The following is an 18717-nucleotide window of genomic DNA, read 5'->3' on the forward strand; positions in this document are numbered from 1 at the left end:
AACGTGAACATGAACAACAGCAGACCTTGAATGAGGAACGATTGCGTTTTTATACCAACATCACGCACGAGTTGCGAACACCATTGACATTGATTATCGGTCCATTGGAGGATTTGGCGAAGAATAGCGATATCCCTCAGAAGGCCAAGCACCGCCTGGCGGTTATCCATCAGAGTGCGGTACGTTTGAATAATCTGATTTCGGAATTGTTGGAGTTCCGTAAGATGGAGACGCAGAACCGCAAGCTGTGTGTTGCCAAGGGTAACATTGTTGAAACGGTCAGAGAGGTGTGTTTGAAATATGAAGAACTGAATCGTAAGGATAGTTTGAACATCCGTTTCATGGCATCTCAGAACAGCATAGAGGTGTGGTTTGATAAGGAAGTGATAACCATCATTGTCGATAATTTGGTATCGAATGCCATTAAGTACACGGATCGGGGCGAAGTGACTATTTCCATTGAACAGCACGACAATGAGGTAAGGATAGCTGTTTCTGACACAGGGCACGGCATACCACCAGAGGCATTGCCTCACGTCTTCGAGCGTTACTACCAGGCAGGAGGCGAGCACCAGGTATCGGGTACTGGCATCGGTCTGTCGTTGGTTAAGAACTTGGTTGAGTTACACCATGCCCAAATCAATGTGGACAGTAAGACCGGTGAGGGAAGTAGGTTTATTGTCAGTCTGAAAGCCGACTACAACTATCCCGACAATCTGCATGCGGAAGCTGTACCGCAGGCATCTAAGGATAAACAGACCTACACTGCCGAGTCAGGTATCGCCAATGGCGAGTTGCCTACCATGCTTGTGGTTGAGGATAATAAGGATATTCGCGACTATATTGAGGAGTCGTTCAGCGATCAGTTTGCCATCCACACGGCACATGACGGTAAAGAGGGGCTCCGTATGGCACAGCAGATTGTGCCTGATATCATCATCAGTGATGTGATGATGCCTAATATGGATGGTAATCAGATGTGCCGTTTATTGAAGAACGACCTCTCCACCAGTCATATCCCTATTATCTTACTGACGGCCAAAGATTCGTTAGCGGCTAAAGAAGAAGGTTATGATTCAGGTGCCGACTCTTATATCACCAAGCCGTTCAGTCACTCCTTGTTGGCCAGTCGTATCAAGAATCTGCTCAAACAGCGACAGCAATTGTCGAAAGTACTCCTTGCGTCCAATAGTCAGGATGGTCAGACCGAGAAGCAGACCATGCTCAAAGAGGCACTGAGTAAGATTGATCAGGACTTCTATAATACCCTGAACCAATATATCGACGAGCGTATCTCCAGTGAGATCGACGTGAACTATCTCGCCGAGAAGCTATGTATGAGCACCAGCACACTCTATCGTAAGATGAAGTCGCTCACAGGTCTTTCTACAGTAGAGTACATCCGTAAGTATAAGATGCAGTATGCAGAACGGTTGATGCTGGAGGGCAAATATACCATTTCCGAGATAGCCTATATGTCGGGCTTCAATAGTATCAATTACTTCCGCCGTTGCTTCAAAGAGGAGTTCGGCGATGTGCCGTCCGACTATCTGAAGAAACTGAAGGGTTAGTCATAAATACTGGTTGCTGCCGTCTTCTGTTCTCTTGCTTCGGTAAGGAACAGACTACGAAGGTCCCCTTCTGTCATACTTGAAGTCGGATGGAACTCATCAGTGAGCATATAGCGTATCAGACTGTATCTTAACTGACGTAGTTCCGGTAGATGGCTGTCTGTAAGCAGATCAATGCTTGAAAAGATAAGTGAGCCTTTGCCAACCCTGGCTTCAAAGACTTGCGCCAAACGACGGTTGTTCACGAAGTTGTCCACACTCTCTACGATAGGAGTCACAGGTGATATCGAGTCGAGAATCATCACACGACTGCGTTTTACCAGGTTCCACCATTGCCAGTTGCTATGCATCTCGGTGGGGAAATCGGCTAATGCGGGATGATTGGGATGGCAGAGTAGCCCCATGGTGCCTGCTTGTTTCGGGAAGTGGACTGGACTCCAGAATACAGGTAGGAACTTGCCCTCCAATCCCTTGATAACCGATGTCTTTGGCGACAGCAACACCTTTTTACCCTTGGCTAATGCCTTTAGAGCCACGTTAACATCGGCTGTAATCACCAACTTGGAACTTGAAACTTGCAACTTGGAACTTATATCCGGATACACCCAGATGCTCCAGCGGTTTCGCCATGGTGTATCCTTGATAGATACCACCAGCTCTAAGCGTTGCGCCTTTTCCACCTTGCTTAAGGCTATCGATATATTCTCGCCATAACCTTCGGCATAGGTATTGCCATCCTCATCGTTCAGTTGCCAACAGATGGTTTTGTCGGTCATGCTTTCAAAGCTGTAGTTGGCAATATCTACCTTGGCCGTAAACGTCTCGTCGGCCTTCCACACAGCCTTATCAAACTGAGCCAAGGGCACCACTGGCGCACAAGCCTCGCGAAAACGCTGTGGCTCAACCAAGCCCTTGCTATCCCAAAAGGCATCCAGCAATCCTACCAACGCCGTTCCCTGACCAGGAAAATCGTGCAGGTCTAACAGTTGGAAACCACTCTGCTGCGGCGTTTTCAGGGCACGCTCTATCTCCTCCTTATAGAGGATGGCAGCCAATTTGCCCGATGCTTGCAGATAGTCGTCGGCACGGTGTAACAAGCCCTTTTGCTGCAGATCGTTACGTATGGCCCTAAAATTCAGCGGATTAAGCACCCCCGTATACTTATCAATCTCCTTGATGTTTGGATACACGCTGTACTGTCCTATTTCGTGACTTACCAATGGCACGGTAATGTTCTTGGCAGCCTCGCGATAGTCGCTCTTAAAGTCAGGCACACGTTCATCAAACACGCCCTGACCGCGTACCCAACCGTTATCCGTCCACTGGGTGATAAAAATCTCATCCTCGGGCTCCTGCTTCACGCCGTGCCCTTTCTCGAATGTGAAGGTAGAGGTGACATAGAGATGGCGTGGGTCCTGCTGTTTCATGTAATGTGTCAGCTTGTTCAGAAAATCAAAGTCGGGTTGCAACTCGTTACCACAACTGATGATGCACAGTGATGGATGGTTGCCGTAGTTGTGCACGATGTTGTCATACTCCTGGTACAGGAATTTGGCCGTAGCCGAATCCTGATTAACTGTGAGCGACCAGTTGGGCAGTTCCACCTGACAGTAGAAGCCCATTTTATCTGCCACACGGAATGCAGCCTCTGGTGGGCACCACGAGTGGAAACGCAGGTGGTTCAAGCCATATTCGCGGGCGGTGGTAAACACTTTCATCCAGCCACGCTCGTCAGTGGGTGGCGTGCCTGTCAGTGGGAAGATACAACATTCAAGTGTTCCTCTCAAGAATGTGGGATGCCCATTGATGAGCAGTTGATTGCCTTCTGCCTTAAAATTACGCATACCAAAGGTAACGGTTTGGGCTTGTCCACCCGCCATCACGCTCAAGGCGTATAGGTGCGGATTAAACTCGCTCCACAGCTGTGCACCGGCCATCGGCAGTACATACTCGCCAGCAGCCATCTTTACGGGTTTCACCGCCTGTCCGTCCAGCATAAACTGCGGTTCTTTCTTTGCATCCTGCAGGGCCAATTTGATGCGTACCTCTTGTTTGTCGACATCTGGATACACCTGCACATCGCTTATGGTGGGGACTACAGAAAGTTCCATGCGTCCCAGCACGCCATTCCACATGATTTGCGTGTCGTTGGTATAGGCATGAGCCAGATTATCTACGGTTATATCGTGTAGTTTGCTATTGTCGATCGTCAATGATAGCGTGTGCTTGCCTGCGCTTAACCCATTCTTCATATAAAATAGGTGTGGCGTGGTCAGACTCTCCTGCATCTGCCCTAAGTCCACGTCATCTATCATCAGACTACTGCGCCACATCACGCGCTCCAGCAGCAGCTGCAAGGGTTTGCCTGCCATCTCTTGGGGCACGGTTATTTCGCGCTGATAGGTAGCCGTGCCAATGTACGAGTGGTTACGTGTCAGTCGCGACAGCTGCGGCTTTTGTAGCGCAGGCTTCAGCGTGTTAGGTGTGCCTATGCCAGCCCCATCAAGTGTGCCAGGCAGGGCGATAGGCTGCACCTTGCTGGCGCCAAGCCTAACCTGCCATTTACCACTTAAATCTACTATTTGCTGTGCAGATGCAGTCAACACACACAAGCACGACAGAAAACATGCTATACCTTTTTTCATCATAAAATCTGAGATATCGTTGTTCGGAATTGACGGGCGCCGAGGTGATTGTTGTCGAGGGCCTCGACCTCAGCTAAGTACTTCTCTGCTTTCTGTATATCGCCCATGCCGTAATAGCCCAGGGCGAGCATGTACTTGCAGTGGATGAGGTTCATCTCATCGAGGTCGCCTTCCCATACCAGCAGGTCGGGCAGCGAAACGGCAAAGTAGTCCATCACCACATGGTCAAAAATGTGCTGCTTGCCGTAGTTGATGAGCTTGTTGAACAGCGAGCGGGCCTTGTCTTCCTGTCCCAGTTTGCGGTAGCACAGGGCAGCATAGAAGATTTTATCGGGCTTGGCATCGTTGTAATACATTGCGGCTGCGGGCTCGGTTGGGCCAACGGTGCCTTCCTCGTATCGGCCCAGGAAATAAAGGAAGTCGTTATCCTGCGAGCCATAGAGCTTGCCTTCGCCTAAGTGGTGTGGGAACACGAGGCATTCCTCTAAAAGCTGCTTGGCGCGGGCATCGTGTGGATCCTTCTGCAACAGCTGCTTGGCAATCTCTAAACGGCACATCTGATACTGACCGCTCACTTTGCCTTCGCCACCCTCCCATGGATGGAAGATGCGATTATCGATGAGTTGCTTAGCCTCCTCGTATCTACCTAACATGTTAAGCAGGGTGGCATGTTCGAGCACGAGGTCGTCGCGGCGCTCAATGAGCTCGGCATGTGCTTCGTAGAAGGCCAGACGCTCGGCAAGTGGACGGTGTAGGCGCTTGTAAAGCTGATCAAGCTCCATGAATAGGCGCTCATCGTTCTTATCGAGATGAAAGGCTTTTTCCATATACTCCAAAGCCTCATCCTGACGCCCCTGCTTGTTAAAGCGTGCGAGAGCCAGATTGCGCCATACGGTTGGGAAGTTTGGATCGATACGGGCAGAGAGTTCCCAGTTCTCGATGGCTAAATCATACTGACGTTTATCGTAATACAGACATCCCAGATAGTAAGGTGCCTTGGCATCATTTGCGTCGGGCAGATTTTTCATTGACTCGAACATGCGGGCATCCTCCAGACGGTTGGGGAAACAATAATCTGGAGCCACCTTCATAGCCTTAATGATAATGTCCTTCGCATCTTCGATACCAGTAATATACGCCAGATAATAATAGGTAAGTGGCGACTCCTCTATCCCATGCTTGATGGCGGTTTGCAGCACCAGCGTAGCCTCGTTGTTGAGCCCGGCCTGAACATAGTCAAGGGCTGTTTCGTGGTAGTTATAGATGTTGCCGTGCATCAGGTCGACCATGTGGTCTAATGGTGCGTTATCACCTGAAAGCAGATGCTCCTCGACCATGCAGACATAGTTGAATGGATCGATAGTGTACGACTCCTTAATCCAAGCCAAAGCCTCGTCTTTTCTGCCCAGTTTACGTAGCACGGTAGCCTTCATGGCGCGTGCCTTGTGGTTATGACTGTTGTTAATCAGGGCGCGATTGAGTTCGTCGAGTGCATCCTCCCACCTCTCAGCAGCTATGCTGATGCAGGCGGCCTCGAAATAGCCTGCATCGGCCCAAGCCTTGTTCCAGGTAGATTTCCAGAAGTAATTGTAGGCCACACCGTGCAGCCCTTTCAGTTTATTAACCACACCCAGGTAGAATAGTGCCTCGCCATCGTAAGGATTTGGATTGCGTTTCTTTTGAACCTTTACGGCTGTTTCGAGATAAGTCTTAGTCTTATCGAAACGGGCGCGGCGCAGGTACCACAAGCCTATCTGCATGTTGCAGCGGTAATCCAATGGATCGCGGCGCAAGGCCTCCTCGTAGTAATCAAGTGCACTCCAAGTGGCATGGCGATACTGTTCCAGGTGCAGACCAGTCAAGTACAACTGATCGATGGTCTTGGTATCCTGTGGCGAGAGCGCAGCCTCGGCGGCATCAGGGATAGGACGGATTTCATCCGACTCGGCATGCCACTCTAACAGCGGGTACATGCGGGGATTCTCAGGGCGATCGATAGTAAGGAACATATCGTGCAACGGGGTGTTGGTTTCAACCGTCTCAACAAGCACCTCCTCTGGCGAGAGGGTTACTACCTTATCATAATATACGTTGCTATCAAGATCATCGAGTACGATACGTACCGTTTGCTTAGATGTAGCCAGGATCTTAAAGGTGGTATGGGTAGCATCGGGCTGCTCGATATTCATCACGAAATCCTTCGAGGCCTGTTTTACGATACCTACCTCGCGATAAGGCATAAAGTACTGCACAAACTGCTTCTCCTCGTAGGGCATCAGCCAGGTAAAGTCGGGCTGGTTCTCGGTATATACACCTGCCATCAGCTCGATATAGGGGCGGAAACCCTCACGATCAACCTGCCACTGCTGCATCTCCTCGGGTGTAGCCTCATCCGTCAGGTTGCGGTCCCAGGCACGACCAAAGTCGCCATTACCCCAAGTCCACTGTTTTTTGCCTGGCGAATAGTGGTGACTGGCCACATGCAGCATACCGCCCTTGGTATCGTTCTCGTAACCACCCTCGAAATCGAAGCGTGAGTTTACGCCCATATAGCTGGTGGGCACAAAGATATTTTTATAGTTAGAGATATCAACACCTGCCGAATAGTCCATCTTATAATAGGTGCCTGTGGCGATGGGGAACGACGAAACGGCACGCTTTCCATGATCGAATACGGCATTGATATCGGGTGGAAACACGCTCTGATAGGCATCGTTAACTTCGACGGCAGGGTTGGCCCACCACAGGAAGGTCTGGGGCAGATTAGTGCGATTGCTTACACGACCCTGAATTTCGAGATAAGCACAGCCTGGACGCAAGGTAAAGCCTGCCATACCCTTTTGGTGGAACATACGCTCCATCTCGTTTACCCATACGGTGATAGAGCCATCCTCGTTCTCAACAATGGTGCTATCAACAGGCATGTAGGTGGATGGACGATGGTGCTGCGGCCAGTTAAACTCGATGCCACCACTAATCCAAGGACCAGCCAGACCAACCAATGCGGGCTTGATAACATGGTTGTAATACACAAAGTGACGCTGCTTTATCTTGTCGTATGCCATCTGTACACGTCCGCCCAGCTCAGGCAGTATCATCACCTTGATATATTCATTTTCTATATAGATGGCTTTGTACTCCTTGTCTGTCTTTTCGTCGCTCATTGTCTCAATGACGGGGTAGGGATATACCACACCACTTGAGCCTTGATACACTCTCTTCTCTAAGAACATAGGGTTCTTCTCGGGCTTTCCCACCTCATAGGTTGGGATAGTCACCATCTCTCTCCAAGCTTTTACCATCTTTATATTTACAATTTTACGATTTACAATTTACAATTCATTTTTCATTTTTTCCAATTTGGTTATTTGACCAATTCTTTTTCTAACGCTTCAAGGCTCTTGCCTTTAGTCTCTGGACAGTTACGGAAAAGGAAAATAAAGGCACAGATACAGATACCGCTGTAAATCCAGAACGTACCGCTGCTGCCTAAGGCGGCATTCATGGGCGGAAACGAGAATGTCAGTGTGCAACAGCCTACCCATAGGGCAAAAGTACAAGTCGCCATCGCAATACCACGGATGCGGTTTGGGAATATCTCTGCCAACAGAGTCCATGTAACAGGTCCTAATGTCATCGCATACACGGAGATGGCTGCTACTACGAGCGCTACCATCAACATGCCAGTCATGCCCATGAAATAGCAAGCGCCTAATGTCAGATAGATCAGACCGAGTCCGCCAGCGCCAATGAGTATAAGTGTGCGACGCCCCCACTTCTCGATGGTGTAGAGTGCCACAAACGTAAACACCACATTGGCGATACCAGTGATGACGATATTGATAAACATGCCGTCCACATCGAAACCTGCACCCACAAATATCTCCTGAGCATAGTTGAAAATCACGTTAGTGCCGCACCACTGCTGGAATACAGCTACTACCAATCCAAGCAACAGCACCTTACCGTATTTATGCTGGAACAGCTCGCCTAGTCCAGCCTCCTGTTTAAAGTCATTAAACTTTGAACTTTCTTGCGTCCCTTCGGTAGCAAGCGAGCATAGCTCGAGCGGAGCTTTGAGCTGTTTATATACGGGACTCTCTGGGATAAAGAAACTCATGATGAGGAACAATGCTGCAGGAATGGTCTCTGCCCAGAACATCCAGCGCCACCCCCAGCCGATATTCCATTCCTGATTGTCGGCTATTGTTGTGTCCTTGGCTAATAACATGTTAACAATCTGGGCACAGAGGATACCGAGTACGATGGTCATCTGGTTCAGACTGACCATCCTGCCTCTGATCTCTGCCGGACTGACTTCTGCAATATACATGGGTGCTAAAGCAGAGGCAACACCGATGCCGATGCCTCCCACAAAGCGTGCTATATTAAATAAGGTGAAGTTGTTGAATAACCCTGTAGCGATAGCAGACACGGTAAATAGAACAGCTGATAACATCAGTAGTGGCTTACGACCATATTTGTCGGCAGCTGCACCTGCTACCATTGCGCCAAGCAGGCACCCTATGAGGGCTGTTGTCATAGCTATGCCCTGCATCAGAGGCGAATCGCTGATGCTGAAGTATAGCTCATAGAATGGTTTTGCGCCACCAATCACTACCCAGTCATAACCAAAGAGTAGGCCGCCCATGGCCGAAACTGCGCAGATGAAGTAGAGAAATCCTTTGTTGTAACCTTGCATATCTTAAACGTTTTTGTTTCTTGGGTGCAAAGTTACGACGATTTTTGTATTAGAAGTATAGATTATCTGATGATTTTATATGGACTATTCTACTATTGCTTGGATTCCCTATAGACTGATGGTGGCATACCAACAATTTTAGTGAAGAGTCTCGAGAAATAAAGGGCATCTTCGATACCAACTTTATAGCAAATCATATTGATTTTCATATCAGTGGTGCGCAACAACTTACAGGCATGTTCTATCTTCAGCTGGTTGAAATAGGCGATAGGGCTATGTCCTGTTTTCTTTTTGAATGTACTTGTGAAGTGGCTCTGTGAATAGCCAATGTATTGTAGCACATCTTCCATCATGATGTGGTTCTCTATGTTCTCCCGCATGTAGTGTATGGCTTGGTCTACAATGTCTGCTTCAGTCTCAGTCTTCGCTCTACGGAACTTCCCTAAATATCTCATCGATGCTAAAAAGTGATGTAGCAGACTACTGGCATAACGCATATCTTCCAGTTCCTTGCCCTGTTGTAAGGTGGTGAGTATCTCCTCGAAAATGTTCAATCGCTCACCAATACGTGAGTTGATAGCCACATTAATGCTTTGCGGGGTGGCCGCTCCTTGTGCATAGACATGTGCAGTGATACCCCCAAAATGCACCCAGTAGATGGTCCATCGTTGGTTGGTGCCGTATTCATGGGGCTTGCCTTTGGGAAGTATAAAGAATTGGTTCTTTCTTACCTCGTGTTGTTGGCCTTCAACGATGTACCAGCCATCGCCCTCTACGCAATAGATGAGAACATATTGTTCGATACCCTGTTGTCGGATGCGATGATGGTGCTCGGCTTTAGGATAATAGCCAATATCAGTAATAAACAGACTTTGGCATAGTTCGTCCTTTTCTGCCATTTCCTTCTGAGCAGGTGCCAGTACCACCATTTGTTCACCTTTGAATCCGTCCTTCTTCCTGATCATCACTGCAAAAAGCTTTTTCGGAGTTCTTGCTCGGATAGGCTGTGTGTCACTTTTTGGTCTTGATGCCGAAAACAGCGCAGGCGCCAGCAACCAGTAGGATACCTGAAACAATCATCATATAGGCCTGATTACTGCCTACGAGCGTCAGGATTGAACCTCCCAGAAGGGCGGCTACAATCTGGGGTACGCAGATGGTTCCGTTGAAGAGTCCCAGATATGCGCCCATGTGGCCATAGCCCTGCAGGGCATTGGTGACCAGAGTGAATGGACAGGCCAACTGTGCTGCCCAGGCGCAACCAATCAGCAGGAATGGGAGAATCTGCAGATACTGACCAGGACAGAAGGGAATGAGTGAAAAGCCCAAGCCTCCGAGGGCCATGCTGACAGCATAGGCCACCTTGATATTCTTGAATCGGGGGATGAGGGCCGCCCATACAACAGAGCCCATGGCCTGTATAGCATAGAGCACGCCTGTCCAGTTGCCGGCTACCTGATATGCCTCGCTGGTAGAGTCGGCGGTATCCCAGACGGTCAGCGATACGGCATCAACCACGTAGGTCCACATATAAAGGAAGGCTGCCCAACTGAAGAACTGTACCAGTCCGATGCGCCAGAAGGCCGATGGGGCGTTCTTGAGGAGAACGAACCAGTTGGCCGAGTCTTTCTTCTCTTCTGATACGGGATTGTATTCGGCATACTCCTCGGGTGTCCATTCCTTGACTTTGAGTGTGGTGTATATGACACAGAGAATGAGGATAGCAGCACCAATATAGAATGACCAGATTACCGTGTCGGGCACAACGCCTTCGGGAGCTACGTTCTTCAGGCCAATCCAAGCAAAGAAGAATGGGAATAGGAAACCTACCACGCTACCTGCATTACATAGGAACGATTGGATAGAGTAGGCCTTGCCTTTCTGTTTCTCGTTCACCATGTCGCCTACCATCATCTTGAAGGGTTGCATGGCCATGTTGATACTGGTGTCAAGAAGCATCAGCATTAGCAGACCGAAAATCATGACCATCGAGATGCTCAATCCTAATGAGCCGGCATTAGGCAGAAGACACATGACGGCCACTGCTGTCAGGGCTCCTATAAATAAATAAGGTATACGGCGCCCGAATCGCGTCCAGGTTCTATCGCTCAGTGTGCCAACAATCGGCTGTACCAGAATACCCATCAATGGGGGGAGTATCCAGAAAAAACTCAGCGAGTGCGGGTCAGCACCTAATGTGCGGAAAATACGCGAGATGTTAGCACTCTGCAGGGCGTATGCAATCTGTACGCCAAAGAATCCGAAACTCAGATTCCATAACTTCCAAAACGATAAATCCGGTTTTTGTCTCATATTATTGTTCTTTTTTTATTATTCACTATTTTGTTGTGCCGCGGACAACCAGTCTGGTTCTGATCACCCGTTTTTCTATTTTGTCAAGTGGCGACAATCCTTCCACCTTATCCATGAGGATGTTGGCCGCTTCTTCGCCCACACGATGTCCCCGCTGTTCAACGGTGGTCAGCATCGGGTCGCAGGCAACTGCACGCTGTCCGTTGGTGAAACCGCATATCTGTACGTCTTCAGGTACCCTGCGTCCAGCATGTTTTACTGTGTATAGCACACCGATAGCCGTGTCGTCATTAACGGCGAAGTAACCGTCTGGCGGATTTTCCATGGCCATGAGTTTAGGTGTCAGCTCCTCAGCAGCAGCACGGTTGTCGCATAAGCCAACGATACTCTCATCTATCTGCATGCCGTGTTTTAAAAGGGCATCCTTGTAGCCGTTGAAGCGGTTCTTTGATATCTCCAACTGCATGGGACCGCCGTAAAAGGCGATGCGCTTGCATCCAGACTCTATCAGATGAGTTACCGCATTATATGCCCCCATATAGTCGTCGACCACCACGCGACTGGCGTTTACACCCGTACAGATTCTGTCATAGAACACCATGGGGATGCCAGCGTCAATCAGCTTCTGATAGTGGTCGTAGTTCTTCGTGTCCTTGGCCTGCGACACAATCACACCGCACACCTTGTAGCGGTGGAAGCTCTCGCAGATCTTGGCTTCACGCTCATACTGTTCTCCACTCAGTGCCACCATAATCTGGTAGCCACGACTGGTAGCGGCCTCTTCGATACCTGTCAGGATGGATGAGAAATAATAATGTGTGAACTCCGGTACGATGACACCAATTAGTCGTTGTGGCATCACACGACTGTGACGGAGTGCCTCGCCGATGGCGTTGGGATAGAAGTTGTGCTCGCGAGCATACTGTTGGATGGCCCTGCGACGTTCTTCGCTGATGCGGGGCGAATCCTTCAATGCACGCGATACTGTTGCCACGGAAATGCCGAACTCCCGTGCAATATCCTTCATTGTCATTGGCGCTTTATCCTCCATCGGTCCTAATTATTCTGCGTGCAAAGATAATGCAAATCGGGCGAAATACAAAATAAATAGCGATTTATTTTTATTCGGGTGGTAGTTTGATGTCAAGGGAGTCCTTTGTGATTATTCAACTAACAATCTGTAACACAATGATGGTATTTTACTAACAAATCGTTTCGAACTAACACGTTTGCGGTCTATATTATTACAAAATGATAGTTTATGATAGATTTTAGAATCAAAGTGAAAGAAATAAGCGTATTATCTTCCATTTTGTTCGTACCTTTGCCCCCAAGTATTAAAGGTAAGATAGTTATGAAGGTAAAAAGACGTTGGAAATTCCTGATGGCAGCGATAACATTGATAGCTGTTGCAGGTGTGTTTGTAAGTGAACCTACTTTCGAGTGTGATTGGTCCGTTATTTCAGCGGCCGATGTGGCGTGGCTCATTACGGCCACGATTTTTGTTTTAATGATGACGCCTGGCTTGTCGTTCTTCTATGGCGGAATGGTTGGAGCCAAGAACGTGATCTCTACCATGTTGCAGTCGTTCATTGCTATGGGATTGATATCTGTTCTATGGGTAGTGATTGGCTTCTCTTTATGCTTTGGTGACGACATCGGTGGTGTGATTGGTAATCCTTTGACATTCCTGATGTTCCATGGAGTGGGTGGTGCGGTCTATACTACGCCTGCAGGACATATCTTAGGTGGCGCTTCGATACCGTTGGCCTTGTTTGCACTGTTCCAGATGAAGTTCGCCATCATTACCCCCTCGTTGATAACAGGATCGTTTGCTGAGCGTGTACGTTTTTCGGCTTACATGTTCTTCATGATGTTCTTTTTCTTCGTCATCTATTGCCCGTTGGCGCACATGACATGGCATCCTGAAGGCTTGTTCATGAAGTGGGGTGTTATCGATTTCGCTGGTGGTATTGTGGTGCATGCTTCATCGGGTGTGGCTGCTCTGGCTGGTGCCATCTTCTTAGGGCGCCGTAAGGCAGAGACACGTAAGAGCGAGCCGGCCAATATCCCATTTGTGCTTCTTGGTGCAGCCATGCTATGGTTGGGATGGTTTGGTTTCAATGCCGGTTCGTCGCTCCATGCAGATGGTGTTGCCATCAAGGCTTTCCTGAATACCAATACGGCATCGGCCACTGCCATGATGACCTGGATATTCTTCGACTGCCTACGCGGTCGTAAACCATCGGCCATGGGTGCGGCTGTAGGTTGTGTGGTTGGTCTGGTGGCCATTACACCGTCGGCGGGCTATGTCACTGTTGGTCAGAGCATATTTATCGCTTTCGTCATCACGCTGATCTGTAACATCGCCGTTTACTGGCGCTCGCGTAGCAGCATCGACGATGCCCTTGACGTATTTCCAACCCATGGTACTGGTGGTATCTTCGGTACCGTGTTGACAGGTATCTTTATTCAGGAAGGATTGATAGCCGGCACATGGGATGGCGTTGTTGTCTTTCTTTATCATCTGCTGGCCATTGTCATTGTGTTCACCTATACATTCGCTATGAGTTGGCTGGGTTACAAACTTATCGATCATCTCATCCCGATGCGTGTCTCGGCCTACAGTGAGAAGGTGGGTCTCGACTTCTCGCAACATGATGAACACTACGGACTGGCTCATATCGGTGAGCGCGAATTAGCAGAGTATGAAGAGCATATCAGAGAGAAATATAACATGAGTACATAATTTAATAAGGTGTTGCCTATGAGTATCAGGATAACGGAATTGACAGACAGTCGCGACACTGTTAACAGATGGATGGAGCGTTATGGCGTACGCTTCGGTGTGTATAAGAATGGTATTTTTAACGAGCAATTGTTTCCTTTCGATCCCATTCCCCGAATCATCGGAAAGGATGACTGGAGTTATCTGGAACAGGGACTTAAACAGCGGGTACAGGCACTGAACCTCTTTCTATGGGATGTTTATCACGAAAAGAAAATTATAAATGATGGTATCGTGCCCGAGGAGTTCGTCTATTCGTCGAAAGGCTATCTGCCAGAGTGCGAGCGTATTAACCCGACAGGTGGCGTGTATGCCCATATTGCGGGTATCGACTTGGTTGAAGGAAAAGACGGCCAATGGTATGTGTTAGAGGATAACCTGCGCATACCAAGTGGCGCCAGCTATCCCATGATTGCACGACAGATTACACGGCGGGTGTCACCTGCAACCTTTGCTTCGAACAGCATTGCTGATAACCGCAACTATGTGGAGTTGCTACGCGTGATGATGGACGAGATGAACAACGGACGAGGCATTTCTGTGATACTGACTCCCGGTCGCTACAACTCTGCTTACTTCGAGCACTCCTATCTGGCAGAGAAGACGGGCGCAACATTGGCTTACCCAGGCGACCTGTTTGTAGAAGACAACAAGGTGTATTACACAGGTATCTACAAAGAACGTACCCGTGTGGGGTGTATCTATCGTCGTGTCAGTGATGAATATATGGATCCGATGGTATTCGAAGCCTCATCGTTGCTGGGCGTTCCCAATGTGATGCAAGCTTACAAAGCCGGCAATGTGGCATTGGTAAATGCAATAGGAAATGGTGTGGCTGATGATAAAGGTATCTACTATTTCGTACCGAAGATGATAGAATATTATTTGGGTGAGAAGCCCATCCTGCAGAATGCACCCACCTACTTGCCTTATTATAAGGCGGACCACGACTTTGTGCTGGAAAACATACAGCGCCTGGTGATAAAGGATGTGTCAGAGGCTGGCGGTTATGGTGTGGTGTTCGGTAAGGATCTGACGGAAAAGCAACTCAACGAACTGCGGGGCCTAATCGTTGATCAGCCGCGACGCTGGATAGCTCAGGAGATAATCGACTTCAAAGACCTGGAGGTGCTCGACGAACAAGGGCTTGTTGAGCGTAAAGCTGACCTGCGTGCTTTTGTAGTCAGTGGTAAAGAGACTAAGGTGTGGTGTAGCGGTCTGACCCGCTTCTCCCGAAATCCTGACTCCTTTGTGGTTAACTCCTCACAGGGAGGTGGCTTTAAGGATACGTGGATAATGGAACAATAACACATTAATAGACAACGGAATGGAAAAGAATACAATTATATCGGCCAACAAGGCTAACTGCCTGTTTTGGTTAGGACGTTATGAGGAACGCGTGTATATAACCCTTCATCTGCTTCGAAAGTGCTATGACATGATGATTGATGGCGAGATTGATGACTATCTGCCTATCTGGACAAAACTCGATGTCTTGGGGGTATATGGTACGAACGATGAGTTCACACAGGGTATGATGTATGACGATGCGAATCCGGGTTCTATCATGGCAGCACAGACAAAGGCAATGGATAACGCCATCTTGCTGCGTGAGGAAATCATGTCGGAGACATTAAGTTATCTGGAAATGAGCGTAGCCCTGATAAAGAAATGTCGTGAAGAGAAGAACACAAATGTGATGCAGTTGCAGCCTGTTATCGACTGGTCGTTGGCCTTCTGGGGAGCAGCCGAACAGCGTCTGCATAATCATAAAGCCCTTTATATCATGATGATGGGGCGCAATATTGAGAACCTCGATATGCTCCTTCGTTTCGAATATGATTATTCGCGTATTGCACAGGCCTATGATTCGGTGAAGCACTATTCACGCTTACTGCCTGGTCTGCTCGATGAAAATATGGAGAGTCAACTGGATCAGCTGATTATCAGTCAGAAATTTCATCTCAGCGATGTAGAGTACAAGAACAAACTGTTGGCATTCGTCAATCAGTTGACAAGGGTTTAGGCTGTTAGGATGAGACGCTATCTTTATAATTATCAGACCATTGTAACCTTCAGTGAGCCGGTGTCGGGACATTCGGTGATGCTGCGTTGTCAGCCTGCAGCCAACGCCTTTCAAACTATCGAGCAGGAACACGTAGTAGCATCGCCCGACTACTGGCTGACTGCCGGTACCGATGCTTTTGGTAACCGTATCCTCTTCGGAGGAGCCAACGAGCCACACTCGGTGTTTGCCTACGTCAGCACAGGGATTGTAGCTGTGGACACCTATTTCCTGAAACAGCGTGGTGAAAACATGATGCTGTATAATCAATCCTCGCAACTGACAAGCGTCAACGACGCGATGAAAGAAGTTGCTATGGTTGAGACAGGAATGTCAACGGTTGAGAAGGCCCAACTACTGTGTCACAGGGTTTACGAAATGCTGTCCTATGTACCAGAGACCACTACGGTCGAAACGCCTGCTTGCGATGTGTTCAGCAAACAGTGTGGCGTATGTCAGGACTATGCCCACCTGATGATAGCTTTTTGTCGGGCTAATGGGCTGCCAGCCCGTTATGTGAATGGTTTCCTGGAAGGTACTGGACAGACGCATGCGTGGGTAGAGGTGTTCGATGGCTATAGTTGGCAAGGCTATGATCCCACTCACGACCGTGCCCAGTTGCTGCAGGGCTATGTCAAGATTGCGCATGGACGCGACTCAGCCGACTGTCCCGTCAGTCGTGGAATCTTCTGCGGACATGCAGTACAACAAACACAAATCAGTGTAACACTACAAGAATTATGATAAAGACGATTGTATCAACAGAACTGCCTGTAGATGAGCAGTTCCGCATTCGCAAGAATGTGATTCAGCATGGCAGGGAGGGCCTGCGATTCTGTGTGGTAACAGGAACTCACGGCGATGAGCTCGAAGGCCAGATGGTGTGCTACGAACTGGCGCGCATGGTGGGAGAGCATCCGGAATTACTGAATGGTACGTTGGAAATATATCCAGCACTGAACCCGCTAGGTATCGATACAATCCAGCGTGGCATACCTAACTTCGATCTGGATATGAACCGTATTTTCCCTGGTGACCCTCAGGGGACGATGGCCGAACAAACGGCACATGCTATCATCGAGGATATCAAAGGGGCTGATATGGTGATTGATATTCATTCCAGCAATCTCTATCTGCGGGAGACGCCACAGGTGCGTATCAACGTACAGGACGCTGAGTGGTTGGTGCCCTTTGCCGAACATCTTGGAATGGACTTTGTTTGGGTGCACGATGCTGCCACCGTCCTTGAGGCTACGTTAGCCCACTCGCTAAACAGTACGGGTACACCGTGCCTGGTGGTAGAGATGGGTGTCGGTCAGCGTATCAATCATAAGATGTGTCAGCGGTTGGTGTCTGGCATCCTGCACTTGATGCAACGGATGGGGATGTGGAAAGGCGAGGTGGCAGCCAGCATGCCAAGGTCCATCATTTGTCAAGGTGACAGTGTGACATTCCTTAATGCGGAGACGTCTGGGGTGTTTTTGACAGAGATGAAGTGTGGTGTTCATATTACGAAAGGACAGGTTCTTGGGCAAATCGTTGATCCACTGCGCGGAAAGGTGCTGAGTACAGTCAAATCGCCTGTTGATGGCTATCTGTTCACAATACGTGCCTATCCTATTGTGTATGAAGGATCGCTCATGGCACGAATCTTTAATTCTGAAGCAAAACAATGAGAGAAGAGACTATTTTTGATATGACGTCGCCCAGCCGCGACAGCTTCCGCATTACAGGCTACCGCTTTGGTGAAGGCGCTAAAACACTGGCTATTGTTGGAGCTATGAGGGGCGACGAGGTGCAGCAACAGTACATCTGTGCGCAGTTGGTGAATCGATTGGCCTTGATTGAACAGCATAATGGGATTTCTGAGGGTAAGAGCATCTTGGTGATACCTTCCTGTAACCCGTTCTCAATGAATGTGAGTAGCCGTTTCTGGGCCATGGATAATACAGATATCAACCGTATGTTTCCTGGCTATAGCGCAGGTGAGACAACACAACGTATAGCAGCTGCTGTTTTTGAGGCCTTGACAGGTTTTCAGTATGGAATCCAGTTGGCCAGCTATTATGTGCCAGGTAACTTTATTCCCCATGTCAGGATGTTGAAGACTGGCTATGAGGATGTAGATACAGCCCGTCTGTTTGGTATGCGCTATGTAACGGTTTATAAACCTCGTCCTTTCGATACTACACTGCTGAATTACAACTGGCAGCTGTGGGGCACGAAAGCGTTTTCGATTTATGCTGGGAAAACCAGTCGCATCGATCAGACGGCTGGGGGCGAAACGGTTGATGCCATTCTGCGTATGATGAGCCGAACAGACATCATCACCACGGGCTCGGCGGGTGCCGCCTATGAGTCGGTTGTTGTCGATGAGGCTGTGTTCCATCATGTAAAAGCACGTCGTGCGGGCATCTTTATCCGCTTGGTAGATGTTGGCGATCGTGTGCATCCTGGTCAGTCGTTAGCTCATATTATACATCCATATAACGGACAGATCCTTAACGATATCAAAGCCACGACAGAGGGAACGGTCTTTTTTGCTCATAACCGACCGGTGGTGTTGCAGAATGCTTTGTTGTTTAAATTGCATATCAGAGACTGAATCAGGTGCGGATGGTCAAAAAACTGGC

Annotated in this window: 13 protein-coding genes; 7 read left to right on the forward strand and 6 right to left on the reverse strand. The window is 48.7% G+C overall.

The window, feature by feature from the left end; all coding sequences use genetic code 11:
- Window positions 1-26: 26 nt before the first annotated feature.
- Window positions 27-1571, forward strand: a complete 1545-nt coding sequence (locus T495_RS16110; protein ID WP_231495039.1) for an ATP-binding protein — start codon at window positions 27-29, stop codon at window positions 1569-1571.
- Here the strand turns inward: T495_RS16110 and T495_RS0103525 are convergent.
- The 6 genes from T495_RS0103525 to T495_RS0103550 form a co-directional block, all read right to left on the reverse strand.
- Window positions 1568-4219 (reverse strand): glycoside hydrolase family 2 TIM barrel-domain containing protein, encoded by a 2652-nt coding sequence (locus T495_RS0103525; protein ID WP_231495040.1) that lies wholly within the window; start codon window positions 4217-4219, stop codon window positions 1568-1570. The two genes, T495_RS16110 and T495_RS0103525, sit on opposite strands and share 4 nt — an antisense overlap.
- Window positions 4216-7518 carry a DUF5107 domain-containing protein gene (locus tag T495_RS0103530; protein ID WP_033147586.1) on the reverse strand — a complete coding sequence of 1101 codons (3303 nt, stop codon included), beginning with the start codon at window positions 7516-7518 and terminating at the stop codon, window positions 4216-4218. Before T495_RS0103530 ends, T495_RS0103525 begins: the two co-directional genes overlap by 4 nt.
- A 62-nt stretch (window positions 7519-7580) precedes the next feature.
- Window positions 7581-8918 (reverse strand): sugar porter family MFS transporter, encoded by a 1338-nt coding sequence (locus tag T495_RS0103535; RefSeq protein ID WP_033147587.1) that lies wholly within the window; start codon window positions 8916-8918, stop codon window positions 7581-7583.
- 92 nt (window positions 8919-9010) lie between these two features.
- The gene (locus T495_RS0103540; RefSeq protein WP_028902914.1) at window positions 9011-9883 is read right to left on the reverse strand and encodes an AraC family transcriptional regulator; all 873 of its coding nucleotides are present in this window, start codon (window positions 9881-9883) and stop codon (window positions 9011-9013) included.
- 46 nt (window positions 9884-9929) lie between these two features.
- Window positions 9930-11231 carry an MFS transporter gene (locus T495_RS0103545; RefSeq protein WP_028902915.1) on the reverse strand — a complete coding sequence of 434 codons (1302 nt, stop codon included), beginning with the start codon at window positions 11229-11231 and terminating at the stop codon, window positions 9930-9932.
- Window positions 11232-11256: 25 nt separating this feature from the next.
- Window positions 11257-12282, reverse strand: a complete 1026-nt coding sequence (locus T495_RS0103550; RefSeq protein WP_033147588.1) for a LacI family DNA-binding transcriptional regulator — start codon at window positions 12280-12282, stop codon at window positions 11257-11259.
- Window positions 12283-12585: 303 nt separating this feature from the next.
- Here T495_RS0103550 and T495_RS0103555 point away from each other — a divergent pair, with 303 nt between their 5' ends.
- From T495_RS0103555 to T495_RS0103580, 6 genes are read left to right on the forward strand one after another with little or no spacing between them, the layout of a single operon-like run.
- Window positions 12586-13980 carry an ammonium transporter gene (locus tag T495_RS0103555; RefSeq protein WP_033147589.1) on the forward strand — a complete coding sequence of 465 codons (1395 nt, stop codon included), beginning with the start codon at window positions 12586-12588 and terminating at the stop codon, window positions 13978-13980.
- Between the two features lie 18 nt (window positions 13981-13998).
- The gene (locus T495_RS0103560) at window positions 13999-15327 is read left to right on the forward strand and encodes a circularly permuted type 2 ATP-grasp protein (protein ID WP_033147590.1); all 1329 of its coding nucleotides are present in this window, start codon (window positions 13999-14001) and stop codon (window positions 15325-15327) included.
- Window positions 15328-15346: 19 nt separating this feature from the next.
- The gene (locus T495_RS0103565) at window positions 15347-16045 is read left to right on the forward strand and encodes an alpha-E domain-containing protein (RefSeq protein ID WP_033147591.1); all 699 of its coding nucleotides are present in this window, start codon (window positions 15347-15349) and stop codon (window positions 16043-16045) included.
- 9 nt (window positions 16046-16054) lie between these two features.
- Window positions 16055-16828, forward strand: coding sequence for a transglutaminase family protein (locus T495_RS0103570; protein WP_051651829.1), 774 nt, complete (start codon window positions 16055-16057; stop codon window positions 16826-16828).
- Entirely contained in the window at window positions 16825-17760 is a 936-nt protein-coding gene (locus T495_RS0103575) for a M14 family metallopeptidase (RefSeq protein ID WP_033147592.1), read from the forward strand. Before T495_RS0103570 ends, T495_RS0103575 begins: the two co-directional genes overlap by 4 nt.
- Window positions 17757-18689 (forward strand): M14 family metallopeptidase, encoded by a 933-nt coding sequence (locus tag T495_RS0103580; protein ID WP_033147593.1) that lies wholly within the window; start codon window positions 17757-17759, stop codon window positions 18687-18689. Before T495_RS0103575 ends, T495_RS0103580 begins: the two co-directional genes overlap by 4 nt.
- Window positions 18690-18717 lie beyond the last annotated feature (28 nt).

The sequence above is a fragment of the Prevotella sp. P6B1 genome (genome assembly GCF_000702825.1).
Lineage (GTDB): Bacteria > Bacteroidota > Bacteroidia > Bacteroidales > Bacteroidaceae > Prevotella.